Below are 20,041 nucleotides of genomic sequence, written 5' to 3'. Positions count from 1 at the left end.
GAGCACAGGTCACGTGCCAGTACGGGACCCGGTATGTGGCATGGCAATTTCTCCCGGGGATGCTGCTGCCAGTGCAGATGTCAACCAAAGGCGCTATTGGTTCTGCTCAAAACATTGCGAGCAGATGTTCCTCGCCAACCCTGCGCAATATATTCCCCGGCCATCAGGCGAGCTTCCCCTGGCAGATGCTAGCGCTGCGCCGCCCGCCATGACTACTCACGCGCCGCCCCGCGGTGGCTCCAGGCAACTCGCCAAGGATCCCATCTGCGGCATGATGGTCGACAAGCCTACGGCCCTGTCGACAGAGCGCGGCAACCGCAAGTACTACTTCTGCAGCGAGAGTTGCCTGCGGACCTTCGAGTCGCCGGAGAGCGAGTTGAAGGCCATGAAGACGCGCGTGACGATAGCGCTCACCGGCGTCCTCGCGTTGGCAGTGCTACGGGCCGGCGCCTTCCTGGCGTTGGCGGCCGGTGCGACGCTGCTGACGTGGGCACCGATTCCGGCGCTGCCATGGTTCACGTGGGGGATCTGGCTGTTCTTGCTGGTAACGCCTGTGCAGTTCGTTGGCGGCTGGAGCTTCTACAAGGGCGCGTGGAACGCCATCCGGACGCGCAACATCAACATGGACTTCCTCATCGCCCTGGGAACATCCGTGGCGTATTTCTACAGCGTGGTGGTCCTGTTCTTTCCGTCGTGGCTACCCGTAGAAGTGGAAGAGCGGGACGTCTACTTCGAGGTATCCGCGGTGATTATCGCCTTCGTGTTGCTGGGTAAGTACATGGAGGAAATCATCAAGAAGAAGTCCTCTGCCGCCGTTCGCCGACTGCTTGACCTGCGTCCCGCGGTAGCCCACGTCATCCGCGACGGGAAGGAAACCGAGATTCCGGCGGAAAGCATCATGGTCGGCGAGGCGGTCGTAGTGCGCCCGGGCGAGAAGATTCCCACGGATGGCAAGATCGTCGAGGGGGAGACCAGTGTCGACGAGTCGATGCTGACTGGCGAGTCGATGCCCGTTGAGAAGAAGCCCGGTACCGCCGTCATTGGCGGGACCCTGAACCGCAGCGGTGCTTTCACCTTCCAGGCGACCAAGATCGGCGCTGACACCGCGCTCGCCCAAGTTATCAGGATGGTCGAGGATGCCCAAGCCAGCACCGCGCAGATTCAGCGCCTCGCTGATCAGGTCACTGGCTACTTTGTGCCGGCGGTTGTCTCGGTTGCCATGTTGGCCTTGGTTGGGTGGACCGTGGCGGGGCATTTCCCCCATGGGCTGCTTGCGTTTGTCGCGGTTCTGATTATTTCTTGTCCATGTGCCCTGGGTGTCGCGACACCTGCGGCACTGATGGTTGGCGTCGGCAAGGGGGCAGACAATGGCATCCTGATACGCGGTGGCGAAGTGCTGGAGCGCGCCGAGAAACTGACGGCGGTTGTCTTTGACAAGACGGGCACGATTACGCGCGGAGAGCCTACTGTCACCGATGTCATCTCATTGTCGAATCAGGAGGAATCAACTCTCTTGACCCTTGCGGCCGCGGTGGAAAGTAGGTCTGAGCACCCTCTGGGCGAAGCCATCGTGCGTGCCGCCCAGCATCGCGGTGTGGCCATTCCCATGGCAACCGGCATTACTGCGCTGTCTGGCATGGGCATTCACGGACAGGTTGAAGGCCAGCAGGTGTGGCTGGGAAACCGGCGTCTGTTTGCACGCCAGGGGATTCCGATTGGTGATGTCGAACCTGTTCTCCGCCGGCTCGAGGCCGACGGGAAGACCGCGATGCTGGTTGGCGCCGCCACCAGCCTGCTTGGCGTGGTGGCCGTCGCGGACACGGTCAAGCCGGAGGCGGCTGAGGCTGTGGCCGCCTTGAAGTCGCGCAACATCCAAGTGGTTCTTCTCAGCGGTGACAATCGCCGCACGGCCGAAGCCATTGGCCGGCAGGTTGGCATCGACCGCGTGATTGCCGAGGTCATGCCGGAAGACAAGGTCCAAACCATCCATGACCTCCAAAAACAGGGCGATGTCGTGGCGATGGTGGGCGATGGCGTAAACGACGCACCAGCACTTGCGGCGGCCGACATCGGTATCGCTATCGGCTCTGGCTCTGACGTTGCCAAGGAGACGGGCAGCATCATCCTCATCCGCAATGATGTTCGTGACGTAGTGGCGTCTATCCAGCTCTCCCGCGCCACGATGCGCAAAATCAAGCAAAACCTCTTCTGGGCGTTCATTTACAACACTATAGGCATTCCAATCGCGGCGCTCGGGCTGTTGAACCCCATACTTGCAGCGGCGGCCATGGCGCTGTCTTCATTGAGCGTCGTGGCCAACTCCGCGTTGCTTAAGCGTGTGCGGCTTGGCCAAGCCCGTACGGAGGCAACATGAGGCGCACTGTCGCATGGATTTGCGCGGCACTGGCGACGCTGCTAGCCGTCGCCGTCGTGTACTGGTTTGGCATTTCACCACTCACGATACTGCTCGCTATCCTTCTGCTCTCCTGCCCAATCGTCGTCATGTGGATGAGCTGGCAGCTTTCGCGTCAGTGCGAACGCGACATTCAGCAGGCGGTGGACCGTGAGCGCAAGGTTCGCGGCAATCCTTGAAGCGGAGGACCTCCACATGACCTGGCTCTCGCAGATTCTGGCGTGGATTTTTCTTGGGATGGGTGTCGCAGCTCTGATAGCGTGGCGACGATTCATGAGCCATCGAACAAATCAAGACGGTGGGCTGCCCTTACACAACGCGGGTGTAGAGCGCCACTGCTCGATACCCCGTCGCCGGCAACAAGGTAAATACGGCGCACGCGATCATGTAAAACATCGAGGGGCACATCCTCCTCTTCGAATCTGAGGCGTCTGGCACAGTCTTTCGGCAAGAACCAGAAGGACATGTGCACCGACATCATCGCCGCCGCCGGTGCTGCTGAGCGACATCCGAGGGCCTTCTCATTGGAGGACGGCATGAATCACGACCACCGCAATCATGAGTCCCGGGACGATACCGAGCGAAAGATTTCCCGCTCCAAGGTAGTCACAATTGGGTTCGTTCTGGTCATTGGCTACTTTCTCTGGACGGAGCACCGGGCGCACGTCATTCAGTTCTTGCCGTTCCTGCTCCTGGCTGCATGCCCACTGATGCATCTCTTCATGCACCACGGCCATGTCCAGGGACATGGACAGCGTGACGGCTCGAAGGGCTCGGACACGAGGGGAGAACGATGATGGAATCCAATGCGCAAAGCGGCTACGGTCTCTGGTCACTGGTGATCATTAACTCTGCGGTCTTCCTAATCTTCGCCTTCAGTTTCACTAGGCCGAAGACATCGCGGGACTGGCGTTCCTTCGGTGCCTTTTCGGCGTTCATTGTGGCGCTCTTCACCGAAATGTATGGCATTCCCCTGACCATCTATTTCCTGTTGCCATGGCTGTCGGCGAAGTTCCCGGGTACCGATTTCCTTTCCCACGATGCAGGCCATCTCCCGGAGATGATTCTCGGCTGGCAAGGGAATCCGCACCTGGGGCCATTTCACATCGCTAGTGACATCCTGATTTTCGGCGGGTTCTTGATGCTGTCGGCTGCCTGGCGGGTCCTGTACAAGGCCCAACAGGAGCAGCGCTTGGCCACATCGGGGCTCTATGCACGCATGAGGCATCCGCAGTATGTTGCATTCATCCTGATCATGTTCGGATTCCTGCTGCAATGGCCGACGATACTCACGCTGGTGATGTTCCCCATCCTGGTCTGGATGTACGTACGACTTGCCCATGCCGAAGAGCAGGACGCACTGGCTGCATTTGGTCAGGAGTATGAGGATTATCGCAGAAAGACTCCCGGCTTCATCCCGCACTTCGGCGAAGGTGACGTTCCTCGAGCCAAGCCTCATTGAGGTCATGCGGAAACCGTTGGAGATGGAGGCTACTATGAAGCCCTTTAGAACCGGCGTGACACTGTCAGCCACGATCTTGCTGTTTTATACCTTGTGCACCGTAGTTTGGCTGGTATTCCCCGAGCCTTTCATGGATTTCGTGAATGCGCTTTTTCACGGACTTGAATTCCGACGACTGCGAACTGGTGAGCCCCTGTCCTGGTGGTCTATCGTCTATCCAGGCTTTCTGTTCGCGATCTGGTTCTTTGCCGCCGGGAGCTTCTTTGCCTGGCTCTATAACACGCTTGCGAGCAACCGGTAAGCCTCGAGCGCCGAGATTTATTGGCGGTCATGCAAACCTCGAAGTGACGCCGTGGCTGGCGGCCGCGGCGGACGCTTTCGCCAGCGCCGCCGGGCGCCCGTGCATCGTCTCGCTCAGTCGTTGTGGCGATGTTTGTTCTGACCCTTGTGCTTGCCGCGATTGCCGCGATTGCCGCTTTCGTGGTTATCGGCATGGTTGTTGCGGGATACATTGCCGCCCAGCGCCGACCCCGCTGCACCGCCGGCCGCGGCACCCACGATGCCGCCGGTCCGGCCGCCCAGGGCATTGCCGGCCGCCGCGCCTGCGCCGCCGCCGAGCGCGCCACCCACGATGGCGCCCGTGCGTTCCTTTTTGTTGGCAGTCACCGCGCCGCCCGCACCGCCACCCACCGCACCACCAATCACGGCGCCCGTGCTGCCGCCTAGTGCGCCACCGAGGGCCGCACCCGCGGCGCCACCAAGGCCGCCTCCCGCAGCGTTCTTCAGGTCATCGGCCAGCGCCGGGGCAATGGCAGCGCTCAGCAGCAGGGTCAGGCACAGCGTACGAAGTGGTTGTCGAGTCATGTTCTTTCTCAGGTAGGAGATGTTCGGCGATCGGCCAGTGCGGGAGTTTACACGGCGCGGCATGCGGACAGGCTCGCGCGGGAAGTTGCCGCGGAGGCTCCCCTGGCGATCGCCACCTTGTAGAATCGGCTACCACCAACCCTGGAACGTCCCGCATGGACTCTCAAGCCCCGGATCGCGGCGCGCTGCTGCCGCTGGCCTATCACGCAACGGTGGTCGACTATCTGCGTCGCCACGAGCCTGAGGTCTGGCGCTGGGCCAGCGCTCGCGCTACCGGCGCAGACCACCGCGACGCGTTGCGCTCGATGCTGCTGCGGGACACCTACCGGATCGAGGCTGACGCCCACGCCGACGTCCACGCGGCGCTGGCGCAGGCGATGTCGCGGCTCGGCGTCGAAGCGCGCGCAACGCTCTACCAGTCACCGGGCCAGGACATGAACGCGTCGCTGGTCTATGTGCCCGGGGAGGTCCACATCGTCCTGCAGGGTCCGCTGCTGGAGCGGCTCGCGCCGCCGGAACTGCTGGCGGTGTTCGGCCACGAGCTGGCCCACTACCTGCTGTGGTCGCGCGACGACAACCAGTTCCTGGTGGCTGACCGCATCCTGAACGACGCACTGGCCGCGCCAGGCGCGAGTGCCAGCCATCGCGAGACCTGGCGGCGCTACGCGTTGCACACCGAACTGTTTGCCGACCGTGGCGGCGCCGTGGCGGCCGGTGCGGTGGCGCCGGCGGTGTCGACGCTGGTCAAGGTGCAGACCGGCATGGGCAGCGTGGACGCGGCCGCCTACCTGCGCCAGGCGGTCGAGATCGAATCCAGCGAGCCGGGCGCGAGCGCCGCCCACAGCCACCCCGAGACCTTTATCCGCGCCCGCGCGCTGGCGCTGTGGTGGGAGGGCGCGGCCGATCTTGATCCGTGGATCGAATCCCGCCTGCACGGCCCGTTGGCGCTGGAAAAGCTGGACCTTCCCGGACAGGTCCGGTTGCAGGCGCTCACGCGCGGATTCCTGGCTCACTTTCTCGCCGGCACGCCGCTGGCGAGCGAGGCGGTGCTTGCGCAGGTGCGCATGATGTTCCCGGACTGGCGTGACGATGAACCGGCGATCGATCCCGAAAAGTTGGGGCAGGGCGTGATCGACGACAGCGTTCGCGGCTATCTGAACGCATTGATGATGGACCTGGCACTCGCGGACCCCGACCAGCAGGACGCGGCCCTGCTGCGCGCCGGCCAGATGGCTCAGGGGCTCGGCAGCGTCGAAGCGCTGCAAGGTAACCTGCGCCGCGACGCCGGCTTCGGCAAGCGCGAACTGGACCGCTACCAGCGCCAGCTCGATCGCCAGTCCGATCACCAACGGGCCAGGGAGGGCCGGGCATGAATGACAGCACGACCCACGGCACGAACACCATCGCCGGTATGAACGATAGCGGCGAGCCGCGCACGCTGCGGTCACTGATCGATGCGCAGGCGGGCGCGGCGCTGCCTGTCGACGACGTCCTGGTGCTGGTGCTGCCCCTGTTCGCGCAGGTCGCCGCGTTGCATGCGCAGGGCAGGGTGGCGGCACTCGATCCCGACAGCATACTGGTGAGCGAGGACGGCGCGCTGCGCCTGCGGCGGCCGGATGGCGAACTCCCCGTCATGGACCTCGGCGCGGTGCATCGCGTGCAGCCGCATCCGGCCTCGGGCCTGAATATCGTCGGCGCGCTGCAGCTCGGCCACGCCGACGACGGGCAGCGCGACCAGACCGACCTGGCCTTGCAGCTTGATGCCACCGCGCCGATCGAGCGCCCGGTCTACCTGCGCGGGCCGGCGAGCTGGGAAGGGCTTCTGGGCCACCATGACGAGATCGGCGATGTCTTCCTGCTCGGCATGGTGCTGGCGAGCCTCGCCTGCGGCCTGGACTTCGCCGATGAGCACGATCTGCGCAGCTTCGTGGCGCACCGCCGCAACCTGTTCCTGCTGCACGAGCGCTTGCACCCGATCGTCGCCGCGGTGATCGTCGAGATGACCTGGATCAACCGCCACGATCGCGCCACCGATGTCGCCGCGCTCGTGACGCGGCTGCGCACATGGCGCGAGCAGCCGGCAGCCCTGGACGTGGAACGGGCGCTGGCTGGCACGACTGGCGCCACGCCGCGGCGTGCCGCCGTGCTCACGCACCTGCGTGACCGCCTGTTCGACCTGTCGCGGCGCAACCGCCTGCTGCACTTCCGTCCGACCGCGGCCAGTGTCAACCTGACGGTGGCCAGCGTGCCGCTGATGCTGCAGGTCGAAAGCGTGCGGCCCGAGCATATCTGCACCTGGGGCGGCCCGTTCGCAGCCGATCTGGTGGCGGGCAAACCGGTGTCGCTGCAGCGCTGGCTGCGCTTCGACGACCAGCCATACCTGCCGGCATCGCTCGACCGCCTGATCGCCGAGACGCGCCGCGATCGCGCCGAATATGGCTTCAGCAACCTGCGCCTGGTGGTGGCGTTCCTGCGCTGGCACAACCTGAAGGAGGCGCCGGACGAGCGCATCGTGACGCCGCTGCTGTGGCTGCCGGTGGAACTGGTCAGGCGCAAGGGCGTGCGCGACCAGTACGTGATCCAGTGCGCGGGCGGCGAAGCCGAGTTCAACCCGGTGCTGCGCCATTACCTGAGCCAGCTCTATGACATCCGGCTCGAGGAGACCGTGGATCTCGGCAAGACGTCGCTCGAGGAGATCCATGCCGGCATTCTCGCGCAGATTCGCCGTTCCGAGCCTTCGGTGGAGCTGCGCCTCGTCGACAAGGCCGCCGTACGGCTGGTGCGGCAGAAGGCGCTGCAGCGGATGCAGCAGTTCCAGCGTCGCAGGCCAGGCACGGCCGCTGCGCGCACGGGCGGCTGGCTGCCGCCGTACAGCTATGCGCAGGACGACTACCGCCCGCTGGGCCGCGCGCTGTTCGAGCATTGGGTGCGGCCGAGCGAGTTGCCGCAGCGTTTCGAGGCTGGCGCGCCCCCGGGTGCCGGCCCGCGCCAGCCGCAGATGAGCGGCGCCGCCGCGGCGCAAAGCGAAAAGCGCCAGGGTTTCGTGCTCGAGGCGTCCGAGGGCCACCGTTATGCCTGGGATCTGGACCTGACGCAGGTGACGCTCGCGAACTTCAACTATCGCAAGATGTCGCTGGTGCGCGACTACGCGCAGCTGCTCGACGAGCCCGGCGCGAATCCGGCGTTCGACCGCGTGTTCTCGATCGAGCCGCGCGACGTGGAGACGGAAGCGCCCGCGCCGCTCGCGCCGGCCGAGCAGTGGAACGTGGTGGCGGCCGATGCGACGCAGAACGCTGCGGTCGGCCTTGCGCGCGGCCAGCGCAGCTTCATCATCCAGGGCCCGCCGGGCACGGGCAAGTCGCAGACCATCACGAACCTGATCGCCGACTACGCGGGGCGTGGCAAGCGCGTGCTGTTCGTCTGCGAGAAGCGGGCCGCGCTCGACGTGGTGTTCCATCGGCTCAAGCAAAGCGGGCTGGATTCGCTGTGCTGCCTGATCCACGACTCGCAGACCGACAAGAAGGCCTTCATTGCCGACCTGCGCGCCTGCTACGAGCAGTGGATCGCGCAGCCGCACGACGGCGATGCACTGGCGGCACGCCGCAAGCAGGTAGCGGAGGCCCTGGCCGCTCACCAGCATCGTATCGACGCCTTCGAATCGGCAATGGCCGCGGCGCCTGAGCCACTCGGCGACAGCGTGCGTGCACTGTTGCGCCGCGTGGTAGCGCTCCCTGCCGTGCCAGAAGCGGGGCCCGCGATGCGCGAGCGCCTGCCGGCGCTGGCCGCATGGGACCGCCAGCGCGATCTTGCACACCGCGTGCACCGCGCGATGCGCGAGCGTTTCGGTCTCGACAGCCTGGCCGCGCATCCGTTCGCGCGCCTGTCTGCGCAACTGGTGGCCGACGAGCGCGCGTATGGCCGCGCCGAGCGACTGTGCCAGGACGCCGAGGCACTGTTCGATGCGCTTGACCCGCTGCTGGACAGCACGGCGAGCCTTACCGGCCCGGACACCAGCCTGGAACAGGCATGCGCCATTGCCGTCGACAGCCAATGGCTGCTCGACACGGGCCTTGCCGCACACCTGGACCTGCTCGATCCGGCCTCGCCGGCACAAGCGGCACTGCGCGATGTCCGCGCGGACCTGGACGCACGCACGCAGGCACTTGCGGACGCGCGCGCCGTCACGTCGAACTGGCACGACAAGCTGAGCCCTGGCGATACCGAGTCGGCGCTGGCGCTCGCGCGGCGGCTGGAGCCGTCGATCGCGCGCTGGCTGCAGCCCGCATGGTGGCGGCTGCGCGGCGAACTGAAGCGCCGCTATGACTTTGGCAAGCACGCCATCCATCCCGGCTACGGCAAGGTGCTGGAAGCGCTGGCCGCCGAACACGCCGCGTGTGCGGCGCTGGCGGCAGCCGATGCCGACAGCCGCCGCCGCTACGGCGTGAGCGAGATGCAGGCCTTCCTGCGCGCACTCAGCGAACTCGAGCAGCGCCTGCAGTCGGGCGCGGGCCCGCGCGAACTGGTCGCGCATCTGCGCCAGGCCGTCGATCCGATCGCGGCGGCGCGCGCCGAGGCCGGTGCGCGCGAGGCGCTGGAGAAGCTCGCGCAGCGCGTGCGCGACGGGCTGGCGCTGGCCGGCGATGCGCGCCTCGGCGACATCGCCGAACTGCTGCGCGACCTGCGCGAAGCGCTCGACGAGCTGCCGGACCTGTTGCCGCTGTTGCGCGCCGTGCATGCGGGCGACTCCGCCTGCGCCGCCACGCTGCAGTGGCTCGACCATGCCCCGGCGCAGCTGGAGGCGCTGGTCGCCGACGAGGCGCTGCGCCGTCTCGCGCGCGAGAACCCGGTGCTGGCGCGCTGCGGCGGCGCGGCGCTGGCACAGGCGGCGCGCGCCGTGGCGCAGCGTCAACGCGAGTTGCTCGCGCTGAACGCCCAGGTGGTGCGCGCCACGCGGCACAAGCACTTCGCCGAGCATGTGCGCGTGTCCTCGCTGTCGGCGACGATGCTGGATGCCGACGGCAAGGCGTTCAAGAGGCAATACGCCACGGGCCGGCGCGAACTGGAGCATGAGTTCGGCAAGAGCATGCGCCACCGCTCGATCCGCGATCTCTCCGACGACGAGACCGGCCTCGTCATCAACGACCTGAAGCCGATCTGGCTGATGAGCCCGTTGTCGGTATCCGACACGCTGCCGCTGTCGCCGGACCTGTTCGACGTGGTGATCTTCGACGAGGCCAGCCAGATTCCGACCGAGGAGGCCGTGCCCGCGCTCAGCCGCGCGCGCCAGGTGGTAGTGGTCGGCGACGAGATGCAGCTGCCCCCGACGAGCTTCTTTACGGCCGGTGGCGCCGAGGGCGACGACGAGATCGTGGTGGAGGAGGAGGGCGACCGCATCGCCATCAACCTCGATTCGGACAGCCTGCTGAACCAGGCCGCGCGCAACCTGCCAGCGACGCTGCTGGCGTGGCACTACCGCAGCCGTCACGAATCGCTGATCAGCTTCTCCAACGCCGCCTTCTACGACGGCCGCCTTGTCACCATTCCCGACCGTGTGCTGGAACAGGCCGAGGATGAGGCGGCTCGGCTTCGCTCGGACCAGCAGGATGCCGGCATTGCTGGCGCCGACGCGTTGCTGGCACGGCCAGTCAGCTTCCACTGGCTGGCCGACGGCGTCTATGCGGACCGCCGCAATGCGCCTGAGGCTGTCTACATCGCCCGCACCGTGCGCGAGATGCTGTGCCGCGAGACCGGGCTGAGCCTGGGCATCGTGGCGTTTTCCGAGGCGCAGCAGGGCGCCATCGAGTCAGCGCTCGAGGCGTTGGCCGCCGAAGACGCGGACTTCGCGATGCGCCTCGAGCGCGAGTACGTGCGCGAGGACGACGACCAGTTCAACGGGCTGTTCGTCAAGAATCTGGAGAACGTGCAGGGCGACGAGCGCGACGTGATCATCCTGAGCATCTGCTACGCGCCGGGGCCGGATGGCAAGATGCTGATGAACTTCGGCCCGATCAACCAGCGTGGGGGCGAGAAGCGCCTGAACGTGATCTTCAGCCGCGCGCGCCATCGGATGGCGGTGGTGTCGACGATCCAGGCCGAGGCGATCACCAATGTGCACAACGATGGCGCGGCCGCGCTGCGGGCGTTCCTGCAGTTCGCGCAGGCCAGCGCGCGCGGCCAGTTCGCGCGTGCCCAGGCGGTGCTTGGCACGCTGAACCCGGGCGCGCGCGACGTCTTCACGCGCGAGGCCACGCCGGACAGCATCCGCGACGCTCTGGCCGAGGCGCTGCGCGCGCGCGGCCACCAGGTGCACGCCAACGTTGGCCGCTCGCAGTTCCGCTGCGACCTGGCCATTGCCGAGCCGTCGGGACAAGGCTACGCGTTGGCAATCCTGCTCGATTCGCCGTCGGAGGCGGTAACGGATACCGCTGAACGCTATGTGTTCCGTCCCGGCATCCTGCGCAGCTTCGGCTGGCGGGTGCTGGACATCCCGGGCAAGGACTGGCTCGACGATCGGGACGCCGTGCTTGCCCGCATCGAAGCCATGCTGGCCAAAGGCGAAGATCGCGCACTTGACGTGGAGGTGGAGATGGCGGCCCCGTTGGCGAAGCCTGCCACCCTGCACGGCGCAGCCGCAACGGATGAAACGGATGAACTTCAGGCGGCGGCAACCGCGTTGGATGTGCAAGAAGCGTTCACGCAGACGCTGCGCTTCGAGCAGGGTACGTCGCGCAAGTTCTGGCGGGCCAGCGTGCGGGGGGCGGAGCTTTGCGTCACCTATGGCCGCATCGGCAGCGCGGGGCAAACGAGCGTGAAGGCGTTCGACAGCGCCGAGCGGGCCCGGCGCGAGATGGACAAGCTGGTGGCGGAGAAACTGCGCAAGGGTTACGTGGACGCGTAGGTCGCGGGAGGCGGGAGGTCAGCAAAATGCTCCATCGTCATTGCGTCACCTCCCCAAATTCCATTCTCCCGTCCTTGCTTCCATCAAGCGCGCTTTCGGAACGAATACGCCAGGATCTCACTGGCCTGGCTTGCTACCTCGGTTCTCCGCCGTGCAGGAGTTAAACACGGCCCGCACAACGGACAGAGGGGCAGTCCCGAGAAGCGCGTCGGCCTCTGCCTGGCAGTCGCGCCTGGGGCCGACTGGCACGCCAGGCCGCTCGTCCGCGGCCGTCTTTCCGGGCTGGGTACCGTCGGTCTTCGAGGCGCAAGCGCCCAGCACGGTCAGGGCCACAAGTACTTGCACGGATCTGAGACGCATCTTGCAAGGCACTCCATGGCAAGCTTGGAATAGCCCAGCGCGAGCGGGGCCTTCCGCTTAGTACTATACGCCGGCAACTACCGATGTGACGCCCGCGCTTACGCGCGGGCCGAAGCGAATGAGCTGAGGTGGGGCACCGATCAAAGTTGATGAGCAGGGACTCCACTCGACCAGGCATGAATTGCAAAGTGGTCGGCGGACTAAGCAAAGCGCTCCCGTCTTCGGGGAACTACCTTAATAATGAGTTCGCGACGTTATTCCGAACGAACATCGACATCAGGGACGCTCGGCAGGCTTGGAGTAGAAATGCCGGCGCTTTGCTGATGAATACCAGATCAACCGAAGAGGCTCCTTTACATGCACTACCATCCGACTGTAGATCCCGTGGCGCTTGCCGCTTCCCTTGCCGGAACGGCCCTGGTTGGATGGGCGCTTGCCGTTTTCGTACTGTAATAACCCAACGTGCAGCGGATCGCGTACGTTTCGAAAACGTCTGCCAACCTCATCCAGTGACGAGAATCAGTCGCATGGGTGGTGGCGGCTCGGACAAAGCTGGCCTTTCGGACAGACTGTCTGCCGGCCATGGTGATGGGCAACACTCATCGGCAGCATCTTCTCCTCGCCGTTCGTCGAAGGCCACCGGTTTGCGCCAGCATACAAAAGCGGTGAGACGCCGCGATGCCGCCATCAACTGTCCCTGCAGGGTCAGCGTCGATTCCGCTCATCGCCGCCCGCGATTTGATTCTCCGCATTGCTACTGGTTTCTCTGCGCTCCTCTGCATACTCCTGGCAGCCCTCAACGAAGGCCTGGGAGTCGCCGGTGCATTGGTCCGGATCAGAGATATCGTTGTCAGCTGCCCAGTCGTAGCCCGCTTCATGCCCTGAGCAGTCCTGGGTGCAGCGGGCGCCTAAGAATCGTTCATTGCTGGCCTGGCCTTGCGCAGGGCGGGGGATCTGAGCCTCGAATCGGCGTTTCAACTCATCGACAGTAACGCCCTGGTCGGCCGCATTGGCGGGCAGAAACTGGTCCCGATATATTTCCCAGATAAGGACCTGTTCTTCTGGCGTGGCCTCATCAAAGCCAGCCTTGGCTTTGAATGCATTCCACGTGAGGAGGGTAGGAGAAGGCGCCTCGGCGGATGACGCGGAGGCCTGAGATGCCGCAGACGCGGCCGACGCTGGTGCGTTCGAGCGTGCTCGATCAGCGGGCCGCCGGTCACACGCCGCGAGGCAAAGCAGGCTCGCGGCAATCAGCCCGCCCAGGAATGACACGTGCAGTGCCACGAACTGGCACCTGACCGGCCTCCGTTGTTCATTGAACCCCGCGGCGTGGCCCTGCACAATCGCACCCGGTTCCGGGAGTGGCTCGGTGCGGTGCGACCCGTTCTCGATGACCTTGTCGTCGCCCATGGCGGCATTGTGCTGCGCGGCTTCCCGATCGCTGACACGGCCGATTTCGCCGATTTCATCGAAGGGCTCCCACCGTTCGAAGGTGGCTATGCGGGCGGCCGCGCGCCGCGCGCGACTGTCAGCGGTAGGGTCATGGAAGCCACGCGACTGTCGTCGGGAGTGCGACTCGCCCTACATTCGGAAATGGCCTATCGTCGGGACTACCCCGGTCGCGTGGCTTTCTTTTCGCGCAGGACGGCCCCGGTCGGCGGAGAGACGTTGATCGGAGATGTCCGGAATCTGGTTGACGAGATGGATCCCGCTCTAGTGCGACGGATCGAGGCGCTGGGCACCCGCACCGCGATCAATTTCGGACCCAAGGCGACAGACCAGAGCGCATCGTACGGCCATATGGACCAGCGCGGCTGGAACCACTCTTTTGAAACCGACGATCCCAAGAAGGTCGAGACCCTCTGCGCCGAGCGCGGACTGCAACCCATCTGGAACGACGACGGCAGCCTGACAGTGCTGAACGTGCTCGATCCCTTTGTCCGCCATCCGCGAACGGGCAAGAAGGGCGGCGCGTGCCGGCAAGGACGGCGACCAGGCTCCCAAAGGCCACGAAGCTGTTGGCTTAGCCTATGCCTTCATCCTTCATTGCTTGCTGCACCGCTGGACGCGCGGCAACCCTGGCCCGGTACGCGAGTAGCGGGGGCCAGCTGTCAAGCGGCAGTTTGAAATGGTCAGGCCATCTGAGGATGGTGAACAGGTAGGCATCCGCGATGCTGAACCGGCCCATCAGATAGTCCTTATCCGTGAGCTGTGGCGCAAGCCAGTCGAACCGCTGCGACAGGCGCGTCCACGTCGCATCTTTCTGTTCCTGCGGCGTGTCCGGTTTCCAAAATGGCCCAAAGCCCTTGTGCAACTCGGCCGAAATGAAATTCAGCCATTCCTGCACGCGGTAGCGCTCAAACGTATTGCACGCCGGGGCGAGGCCCTTTTCCGGCGCTTGGTCAGCAATGTACTGGACGACCACTGCCGCCTCAGTCAGCACATCGCCGTTGTCGAGCGCAAGCGTCGGCACATAGCCCTTGGCATTGAGCGTCTTGTAGTCAATGCCGCTCTCGGTTATGTGCGGCTGGGCGCGCAAGTCGACGCGCTCGGTGGAGAAGGGAAGGCCGGCCTCGATGAGGACGATATGAGGCGCCAATGAACATGCGCCGGGAGCGTAGTACAGCTTCATGATTTGTGTTTCCTAAGTAATAAGGCTTTTGCGTTAGCCGTGGACACCGCGGCGGCTCTGGACTCAGATGCCTGAATTTGCGGAAACTTGCCGGCTGAATGTCGAATAGCCGGCCGGCGGCTTGGAGCGAGCGGATGTCGCCGCCTCATAATGCGTACGGAAGGTCCTATCGGCGTTACGTGTGGATTAGCAATGTACGTGCCGGATCCTGAGGCGGCAGCAAACCATCCTTCATCCAATCACAGCATTGGGCTCCGGTATAGTCAAAGCCGCCAGGCGTCTCGATCAGCATATTCAGACACATCAGAAGCCCGAACGCATTTTTCTTTCGCTCCTCGTCGATCACCGCGTCGTAGACGATAAGGCATCCCCCCAGGTGGCAATGCCGCATAGCATTTCCTCAAGAGTTCAAGCTTCTGGCTGAGGTCCAATCGTAGAGGATGTGTCCCATCACGAGCACGTGGGAGAACGCGTCACCCCAAGAGATACCGCTGATCAGACGCGGGGTCTTTTAATCCTTTGCCAGGCAACTGACCGGGCACCGCAGTCAGCGCACGCGCCCGGCTCTGTCTTCGCCGGCATGATTCGCGGTTTCCATGACAGCATGAATGACATCAATGCCGGCTGTAACTTGGTCGTAGAGCGGCACGCCACCAAAATAAAGGATGCCCAAAAACACGAGCACCCCAAAGACGGCAAAGAGCAAGTCGCGGTCGTGCACAGCCTTACCCCTTCACAGTTCAATTCAGCACTAACCTAAGTTTCATTTAAGAAACGTAGCGTGTGGAGGTGGAAGTGTTTGCGACGCAACGGAACCACTCCCCTTTCACGACGGACGGACGGCCGGAGAGCCTTGGTCAGCCAGGCGCGGCAGACAGCCCACCTTCCCCTCGGCTCTGACCCATGCCGCTCTCGCCGCGAAGGACATGCATGCCCCTTTTCAGCGGGGTGTTTGCGCTTCGGCAATTGGTCCCTGTCAACCCGCGCTTGCTATAGATTGTTAAGACATTGATAAGGACTGGCGCCGACAACGAGGCCCAGCCAATAAGTGCTTTTCTGAGCATCAGTCGTTGTCGCCCTGTAGCCGGGGCACGATCGACAGCCGGGGATACAATCTTGCGCCGACGCTTGCGCGCACGCTTGGACGCCTTGGGTCGCGGACCGTTACGGCGGGCACCGTGCTGTTTGGCGTGTTGACGACGGCTGTTGTCTATGCGTTCTGCGCCGACCTGCTGGAAAGGGACGTTCGTCTGCGTTTTGAGAACGATACCGGTGATGTCGTACAGCAGATCGATACGCGGATCCGACTCTATACCGACGTACTGGTGACCATGCAGGCGCTGTTCGGCGCCAGCGATCACGTTTCGCGAAGCGAATTTCGCGACTTCGTCAGCGGACTGAACCTGCCGCAGCGCTATCCCGGGTTTCAGACGCTGAACTACGCGCCGTATGTGCCGGCCGGTGAGATTGAGGCCTTTGTCGAAAAGCAGCGCGCCGACCCGGTCCTGCGCGAAGCAGGCGTGACGTTCAGCGTTCGCCCGCCGGGCAAGCGGCCCGGCCACTATGTCCTGACCTATGTCGAACCACTGGACATCAACCTTGCATCGATCGGTATCGACATGGGCGCCGAGCCACGCCGGCTGGCTGCGCTCGAACGCGCGCGCGACTCAGGGCAATCGGTAAGCAGTGGGCGCCTGATCTTCAGCGAGGCAAAGAATCCGCATGTCGGCATTGCACTGCAGACCCTGCATGTCATCTTCGCTGATCTGGATGAGTTCAAGGTCATTAACGACACCATTGGGCACAATGCCGGCGATGCGGTGCTGCGCGTGATGGCGGACCGCTTGCGCGAAAACCTGAACGACGCAGAACTGATCACCCGGTTCGGTGGCTATGAATTCGTGGTGCTGCTGGACCCGAAAGGCGACCCGACGATCCTGGGTCGGACGATCAGCAGAATCCAGCCCGCGCTTACGCCGGGGTTCGTTGTCAACCAGTCGGAGTTGCGGATGACGGCGAGCATCGGCATTAGCTCGTTCCCGGAGGATGGCAACGAATGGCAGACGCTGCTCAAGCATGCTGACCTGGCCATATGTACGGGGCCAGGCAACTTGGCAAGAACGGCTACCAGTTCTACTGCCGCGATATGCGTACATCTTTGCAGCGGCGCATCGACATGGAATCGCACCTGCATCGCGCGCTGGAGCAGAACGAGTTTGTTCCGTCATCGATGCGCTGCGGCAAGCCGGCCTGCCAGGCAACCTGCTCGAGTTGGAGCTGACCGAAAGCATGGTCATGCGCGATGCCGAACAAGCTTCAAACTGGTTATCGCGCCTGAAGCGCACGGGCGTGCGGTTGGCAATCGACGATTTTGGCACCGGCTATTCGTCGCTGGCTTACCTGAGCCGCTTCCCGATCGATACGGTCAAGATCGACCGCAGCTTCGTCCGCAACGGGGGCCGCAACCGATGCGCGCGTGACTGCCAGTCCGGCGCGCATCATGCAGTGCACTCCAGGCAGACAATATCAGTCAATGCAAGAAGGGGGAGATGAATCATGCAGGACCGAATTGTTGAAGGTATGTGGCAAGCGATCGATCATCCGCAAGATGCTATGTGGTCAAGATCGCCAATTCGATGCCGGAACGCGACCTGGCCCCGCTTCGGCACATCCAGGCAGCTTGACGACCGAGGGGGACTGCTTAGAGCAATAATCGATGCAGCAGATCAGTGCCTAGCTGCACGAGTTGCCTCGCCATGTCAGCAATGCTCATATCCATCCCCAAAGCTCTTCCTGAAACGTAAGTGACAGCCGCCAGTGCAGCTAAGACCAGAAAACTCACCTTAAGGCTGTCGCTCATCACGCCTCCTCGCTATGTGCCTGGGTCTGCGTTCCCCCGGTTTACCCGTAGTAAGCAGCGGCGATTAATATTCGAATCCGGACCGTTTCTCTATAGAAACATTGACACACCACAATGCGCATACTCTGTGCGACATCGCTCACGGCGCCAGGGCCAGGCAGACCCGACGGGCGGTAGCGAACCTAGGTGACTACGTGACGGCATCGAAGCCGGCTTGCGCTCGGTCCCGTCTCCCGAATATTGCGTCATAAACCAGCTCGGGGACCGCTCCAGGGCCGGGGCAAACTGATGATCCTCCGCTGAGAGGCGAATGAGCCAAGTTGAAGACCTTCGGCGCGGAGAGCAGCCCGATAGTTATGTTGCACGGCAAACGTTTCGCTCTCGCCATGGGACGTTTCCTCAATGAAACTTATATCCATGTTGGCGCGACCGGGAAGGTCTTGACATTTGCACTTTTGCCTATGGACTTGCCGTGCTGCGTTCTGTGCTGATGTTGATGCCCGAAATAGGGGGTCCCGGGGCTGCCGGGCATAAATTCCTAACGAGCGGTCGCTGTTCGCCGTGACCACGCGTGGGTTAGGGTAGCGAGACAAGAGCCAAGAGTCAGCGTTGTCCCTCTGGTGGAACGCTGACAACACGTGAGAATGCGCTAGCCTGGCCGTCGGGGCCAGTCGGGGCAGTCGGCCGGGGGGTCATATTGTGAGCACAATCGCAACCGTTCCTTGCTTGCTATGCGCTGCACTGGCGCGACGTTGGCTGGATCCTAACGATCGTCCGCGTGGTACCCGTATATACCGCTGTGCTGCATGTGGCGGGCGATTTGCAGTCACTAGCGATGCTCTAGGTCTCATTGAGCAAGGGCAATGGAATGCTGCTGAACTGCTGGTCGCGGTGAGGCAGCATATTGCTGGGGGCGGCCTACCGCGTATCGAGCATGTTGACGGCAAACCATACGTGATTGCCATCGGCCGGCAGACATCCTGAACGCCCTCGCCGCACAATAGGCGACTGCGCAGCGCAGCGGATGATGCCTTGAATGCTTGATCTAGCCAGGGCAAGGAACCAAAGCAACATGATGGGCCCGAAGAACGCCCAGATCATGGCGGTGCTGTGGCGCAGGACGAGGCAGAGTGCGATCAGCACGCCAACTGAAACTGGCAGGACGGTGGTGCCCTCACCGTGGAAGTTCGCATCGAATGCCCGGCGTACCGTAAGGACGGCTTCCAGGGTACAACGGCCATACCGCCGCGCCTGCTCAATTAGAGGGGTTACAGAATAGCAATGGCCCCGAGTCGGCTGCTTTGACCACCCTAGCCACGCTGTCGGCGCGTCAACTCAGTCTATCAGGGGTCTGGTTTAGTCACAGAACCCTCCTGTCATCGTGCGGCCGGTCGAGAGAAGCGGGGGCAATAGCTGGCCGGGCCGCCAAGTCAACAACACCGCTGCCTGATCACTCGGCATCGAGCTGCATCAGAGCGCTGACATGAGCCATCGCACTCGTGGCCAATGCGTCGAGGCTATAGCCCCCTTCCAGGATCGATACGATGCGGCCGTCGCACGTCTCGTCGGCAATCTGCATCAGTTCCTTGGTGATCCAATGGAAGTCGCTGTCCTCCAGGTTCATGCCGGCGAGGGGATCCAGGCGGTGCGCGTCGAATCCCGCGGAGACAATGAGGATTTCGGGGGCGAACGCCCTTAGCGAGGGAAGCACGAGGGCGGAAATTGCGGCACGGAACTGCGCAGACTCACAGCCGCGAGGCAACGGAACGTTGACGATATTGTGGTTCACCCCTGTTTCGGACCGGGCTCCGGTACCGGGATAGAAAGGCGACTGGTGGCTGGAAGCATAGAACAGCTCCGGGCGGTCGAAGAATGCTGCCTGGGTTCCATTGCCGTGATGCACATCGAAATCGACCACCGCGACGCGCTCGAGTTTGTGGACCTCATAGGCGTAGGCTGCCGCGATCGCCGCCTGGTTGAAAATGCAAAAGCCCATCGCCTTCGCCGGTTCAGCGTGATGGCCACATGGCCGCGTTGCGCAGAACACGTTCGCCTGGCCGTCCATCACCGCATCGACACCCGCGCAAGCAGCGCCGACGCAGCGCATGACGGCTTCCCATGACCCCGGCGACATGACCGTATCGCCCGCGTCCAGCGGCACGTATCCCTGGGTGGGGGCGCTTTGCGCGATCTCGTCGATGTAGTCCGACTCGTGGATCAATCGCAACTGCTCGACGGTGCCCATCGGCGCATCGCGCCATTCCAGCGAAGCGAATTCCGGCCTTCGCAACGCCTGCACGACGGCTCTCAGGCGTTCGGCCGACTCCGGATGGTGCGGCCCGGGGCGATGTTCCAGACACGCGGTGTGGGTATAAATGATCGTAGTTGTCATGTTCGGCTGTACTCGGTTTAAACCGGCGCCTTTCCCTAATCGCACACCGGTTGGCTCACGTCGATCGTCACGGCAATCGTATCAGATATGTAATATATCAGTAGAGCCAAAATCGGCAGGGCAGCGCTGTCGGCCCTCAGTCCCGCGCCAGAGGCGCGAG

General features: G+C 63.6%; 16 protein-coding genes and 2 pseudogenes. 10 read left to right on the top strand and 8 right to left on the bottom strand.

Translation table 11 applies throughout. The features are described from left to right. Positions 1 to 40: 40 nt before the first annotated feature. The 5 genes from K309_RS0114780 (at position 41) to K309_RS0114760 (ending at position 4,176) form a co-directional block, all read left to right on the top strand. Positions 41 to 2,374 carry a heavy metal translocating P-type ATPase gene (locus K309_RS0114780; RefSeq protein WP_232232390.1) on the top strand — a complete coding sequence of 778 codons (2,334 nt, stop codon included), beginning with the start codon at positions 41 to 43 and terminating at the stop codon, positions 2,372 to 2,374. Continuing rightward, a complete protein-coding gene (locus tag K309_RS0114775) occupies positions 2,371 to 2,592 on the top strand; it encodes a hypothetical protein (RefSeq protein ID WP_029047148.1) in 222 nt (73 codons plus the stop codon). The genes K309_RS0114780 and K309_RS0114775 overlap by 4 nt, the downstream gene beginning before the upstream one ends. A gap of 357 nt (positions 2,593 to 2,949) precedes the next feature. Then, the gene (locus K309_RS0114770) at positions 2,950 to 3,210 is read left to right on the top strand and encodes a DUF2933 domain-containing protein (protein WP_029047147.1); all 261 of its coding nucleotides are present in this window, start codon (positions 2,950 to 2,952) and stop codon (positions 3,208 to 3,210) included. After that, positions 3,210 to 3,875, top strand: a complete 666-nt coding sequence (locus K309_RS0114765) for a methyltransferase family protein (RefSeq protein ID WP_029047146.1) — start codon at positions 3,210 to 3,212, stop codon at positions 3,873 to 3,875. The genes K309_RS0114770 and K309_RS0114765 overlap by 1 nt, the downstream gene beginning before the upstream one ends. After that, positions 3,796 to 4,176 (top strand): DUF5676 family membrane protein, encoded by a 381-nt coding sequence (locus K309_RS0114760; protein ID WP_369796426.1) that lies wholly within the window; start codon positions 3,796 to 3,798, stop codon positions 4,174 to 4,176. Before K309_RS0114765 ends, K309_RS0114760 begins: the two co-directional genes overlap by 80 nt. 113 nt (positions 4,177 to 4,289) lie before the next feature. Here K309_RS0114760 and K309_RS0114755 read toward each other — a convergent pair whose 3' ends face one another. Further along, positions 4,290 to 4,739, bottom strand: coding sequence for a hypothetical protein (locus tag K309_RS0114755; RefSeq protein ID WP_029047144.1), 450 nt, complete (start codon positions 4,737 to 4,739; stop codon positions 4,290 to 4,292). 155 nt (positions 4,740 to 4,894) lie between these two features. On the opposite strand from K309_RS0114755, the gene K309_RS0114750 reads away from it, so the two are divergent. Together K309_RS0114750 and K309_RS0114745 are read left to right on the top strand one after the other, a co-directional pair. Beyond that, positions 4,895 to 6,112 carry a M48 family metalloprotease gene (locus K309_RS0114750; protein WP_029047143.1) on the top strand — a complete coding sequence of 406 codons (1,218 nt, stop codon included), beginning with the start codon at positions 4,895 to 4,897 and terminating at the stop codon, positions 6,110 to 6,112. Then, positions 6,109 to 11,637, top strand: a complete 5,529-nt coding sequence (locus tag K309_RS0114745) for an AAA domain-containing protein (protein WP_084402438.1) — start codon at positions 6,109 to 6,111, stop codon at positions 11,635 to 11,637. Before K309_RS0114750 ends, K309_RS0114745 begins: the two co-directional genes overlap by 4 nt. 1,065 nt (positions 11,638 to 12,702) lie before the next feature. Here K309_RS0114745 and K309_RS39960 read toward each other — a convergent pair. Further along, positions 12,703 to 13,407: a hypothetical protein gene (locus tag K309_RS39960; RefSeq protein ID WP_051320467.1), complete on the bottom strand. Its 705-nt coding sequence runs from the start codon at positions 13,405 to 13,407 to the stop codon at positions 12,703 to 12,705. On the opposite strand from K309_RS39960, the gene K309_RS43960 reads away from it, so the two are divergent. Continuing rightward, positions 13,327 to 14,124: a TauD/TfdA family dioxygenase gene (locus tag K309_RS43960; protein ID WP_369796431.1), complete on the top strand. Its 798-nt coding sequence runs from the start codon at positions 13,327 to 13,329 to the stop codon at positions 14,122 to 14,124. The genes K309_RS39960 and K309_RS43960 overlap by 81 nt on opposite strands. Here K309_RS43960 and gstA read toward each other — a convergent pair. The 3 genes and pseudogenes from gstA to K309_RS41705 all read right to left on the bottom strand — a co-directional run bounded on the left by gstA (position 14,021) and on the right by K309_RS41705 (position 15,350). After that, positions 14,021 to 14,629, bottom strand: a complete 609-nt coding sequence (gene gstA, locus K309_RS0114725) for a glutathione transferase GstA (RefSeq protein WP_029047139.1) — start codon at positions 14,627 to 14,629, stop codon at positions 14,021 to 14,023. The two genes, K309_RS43960 and gstA, sit on opposite strands and share 104 nt — an antisense overlap. A 226-nt stretch (positions 14,630 to 14,855) precedes the next feature. After that, a pseudogene (locus K309_RS0114720) lies at positions 14,856 to 15,089 on the bottom strand (methyltransferase); the annotation flags it as partial. Positions 15,090 to 15,176: 87 nt separating this feature from the next. Next, the gene (locus tag K309_RS41705) at positions 15,177 to 15,350 is read right to left on the bottom strand and encodes a hypothetical protein (protein ID WP_156914371.1); all 174 of its coding nucleotides are present in this window, start codon (positions 15,348 to 15,350) and stop codon (positions 15,177 to 15,179) included. A gap of 610 nt (positions 15,351 to 15,960) precedes the next feature. Between K309_RS41705 and K309_RS42935 the strand changes: the two are divergent. Next, positions 15,961 to 16,662: pseudogene (locus K309_RS42935) on the top strand (CHASE domain-containing protein); the annotation flags it as partial. Between the two features lie 13 nt (positions 16,663 to 16,675). Further along, positions 16,676 to 17,182: an EAL domain-containing protein gene (locus K309_RS43890; RefSeq protein WP_369796430.1), complete on the top strand. Its 507-nt coding sequence runs from the start codon at positions 16,676 to 16,678 to the stop codon at positions 17,180 to 17,182. Between the two features lie 148 nt (positions 17,183 to 17,330). On the opposite strand, the gene K309_RS41700 is transcribed toward K309_RS43890, so the two are convergent. From K309_RS41700 to K309_RS0114700, 3 genes are all read right to left on the bottom strand, one after another. Then, complete coding sequence (locus K309_RS41700) at positions 17,331 to 17,489, bottom strand: hypothetical protein (protein ID WP_156914370.1); 159 nt, start codon at positions 17,487 to 17,489, stop codon at positions 17,331 to 17,333. Between the two features lie 918 nt (positions 17,490 to 18,407). Then, positions 18,408 to 18,650 (bottom strand): KUP/HAK/KT family potassium transporter, encoded by a 243-nt coding sequence (locus tag K309_RS41695; protein WP_255360113.1) that lies wholly within the window; start codon positions 18,648 to 18,650, stop codon positions 18,408 to 18,410. A 289-nt stretch (positions 18,651 to 18,939) separates the two neighbouring features. Further along, positions 18,940 to 19,881 carry a histone deacetylase family protein gene (locus K309_RS0114700; RefSeq protein WP_029047136.1) on the bottom strand — a complete coding sequence of 314 codons (942 nt, stop codon included), beginning with the start codon at positions 19,879 to 19,881 and terminating at the stop codon, positions 18,940 to 18,942. Positions 19,882 to 20,041 lie beyond the last annotated feature (160 nt).

Origin of the sequence: Cupriavidus phytohabitans (assembly GCF_000426345.1) — a bacterium.
Classification (GTDB): Bacteria; Pseudomonadota; Gammaproteobacteria; order Burkholderiales; family Burkholderiaceae; genus Cupriavidus.
This window is presented reverse-complemented; position numbering and strand designations above follow the sequence as displayed.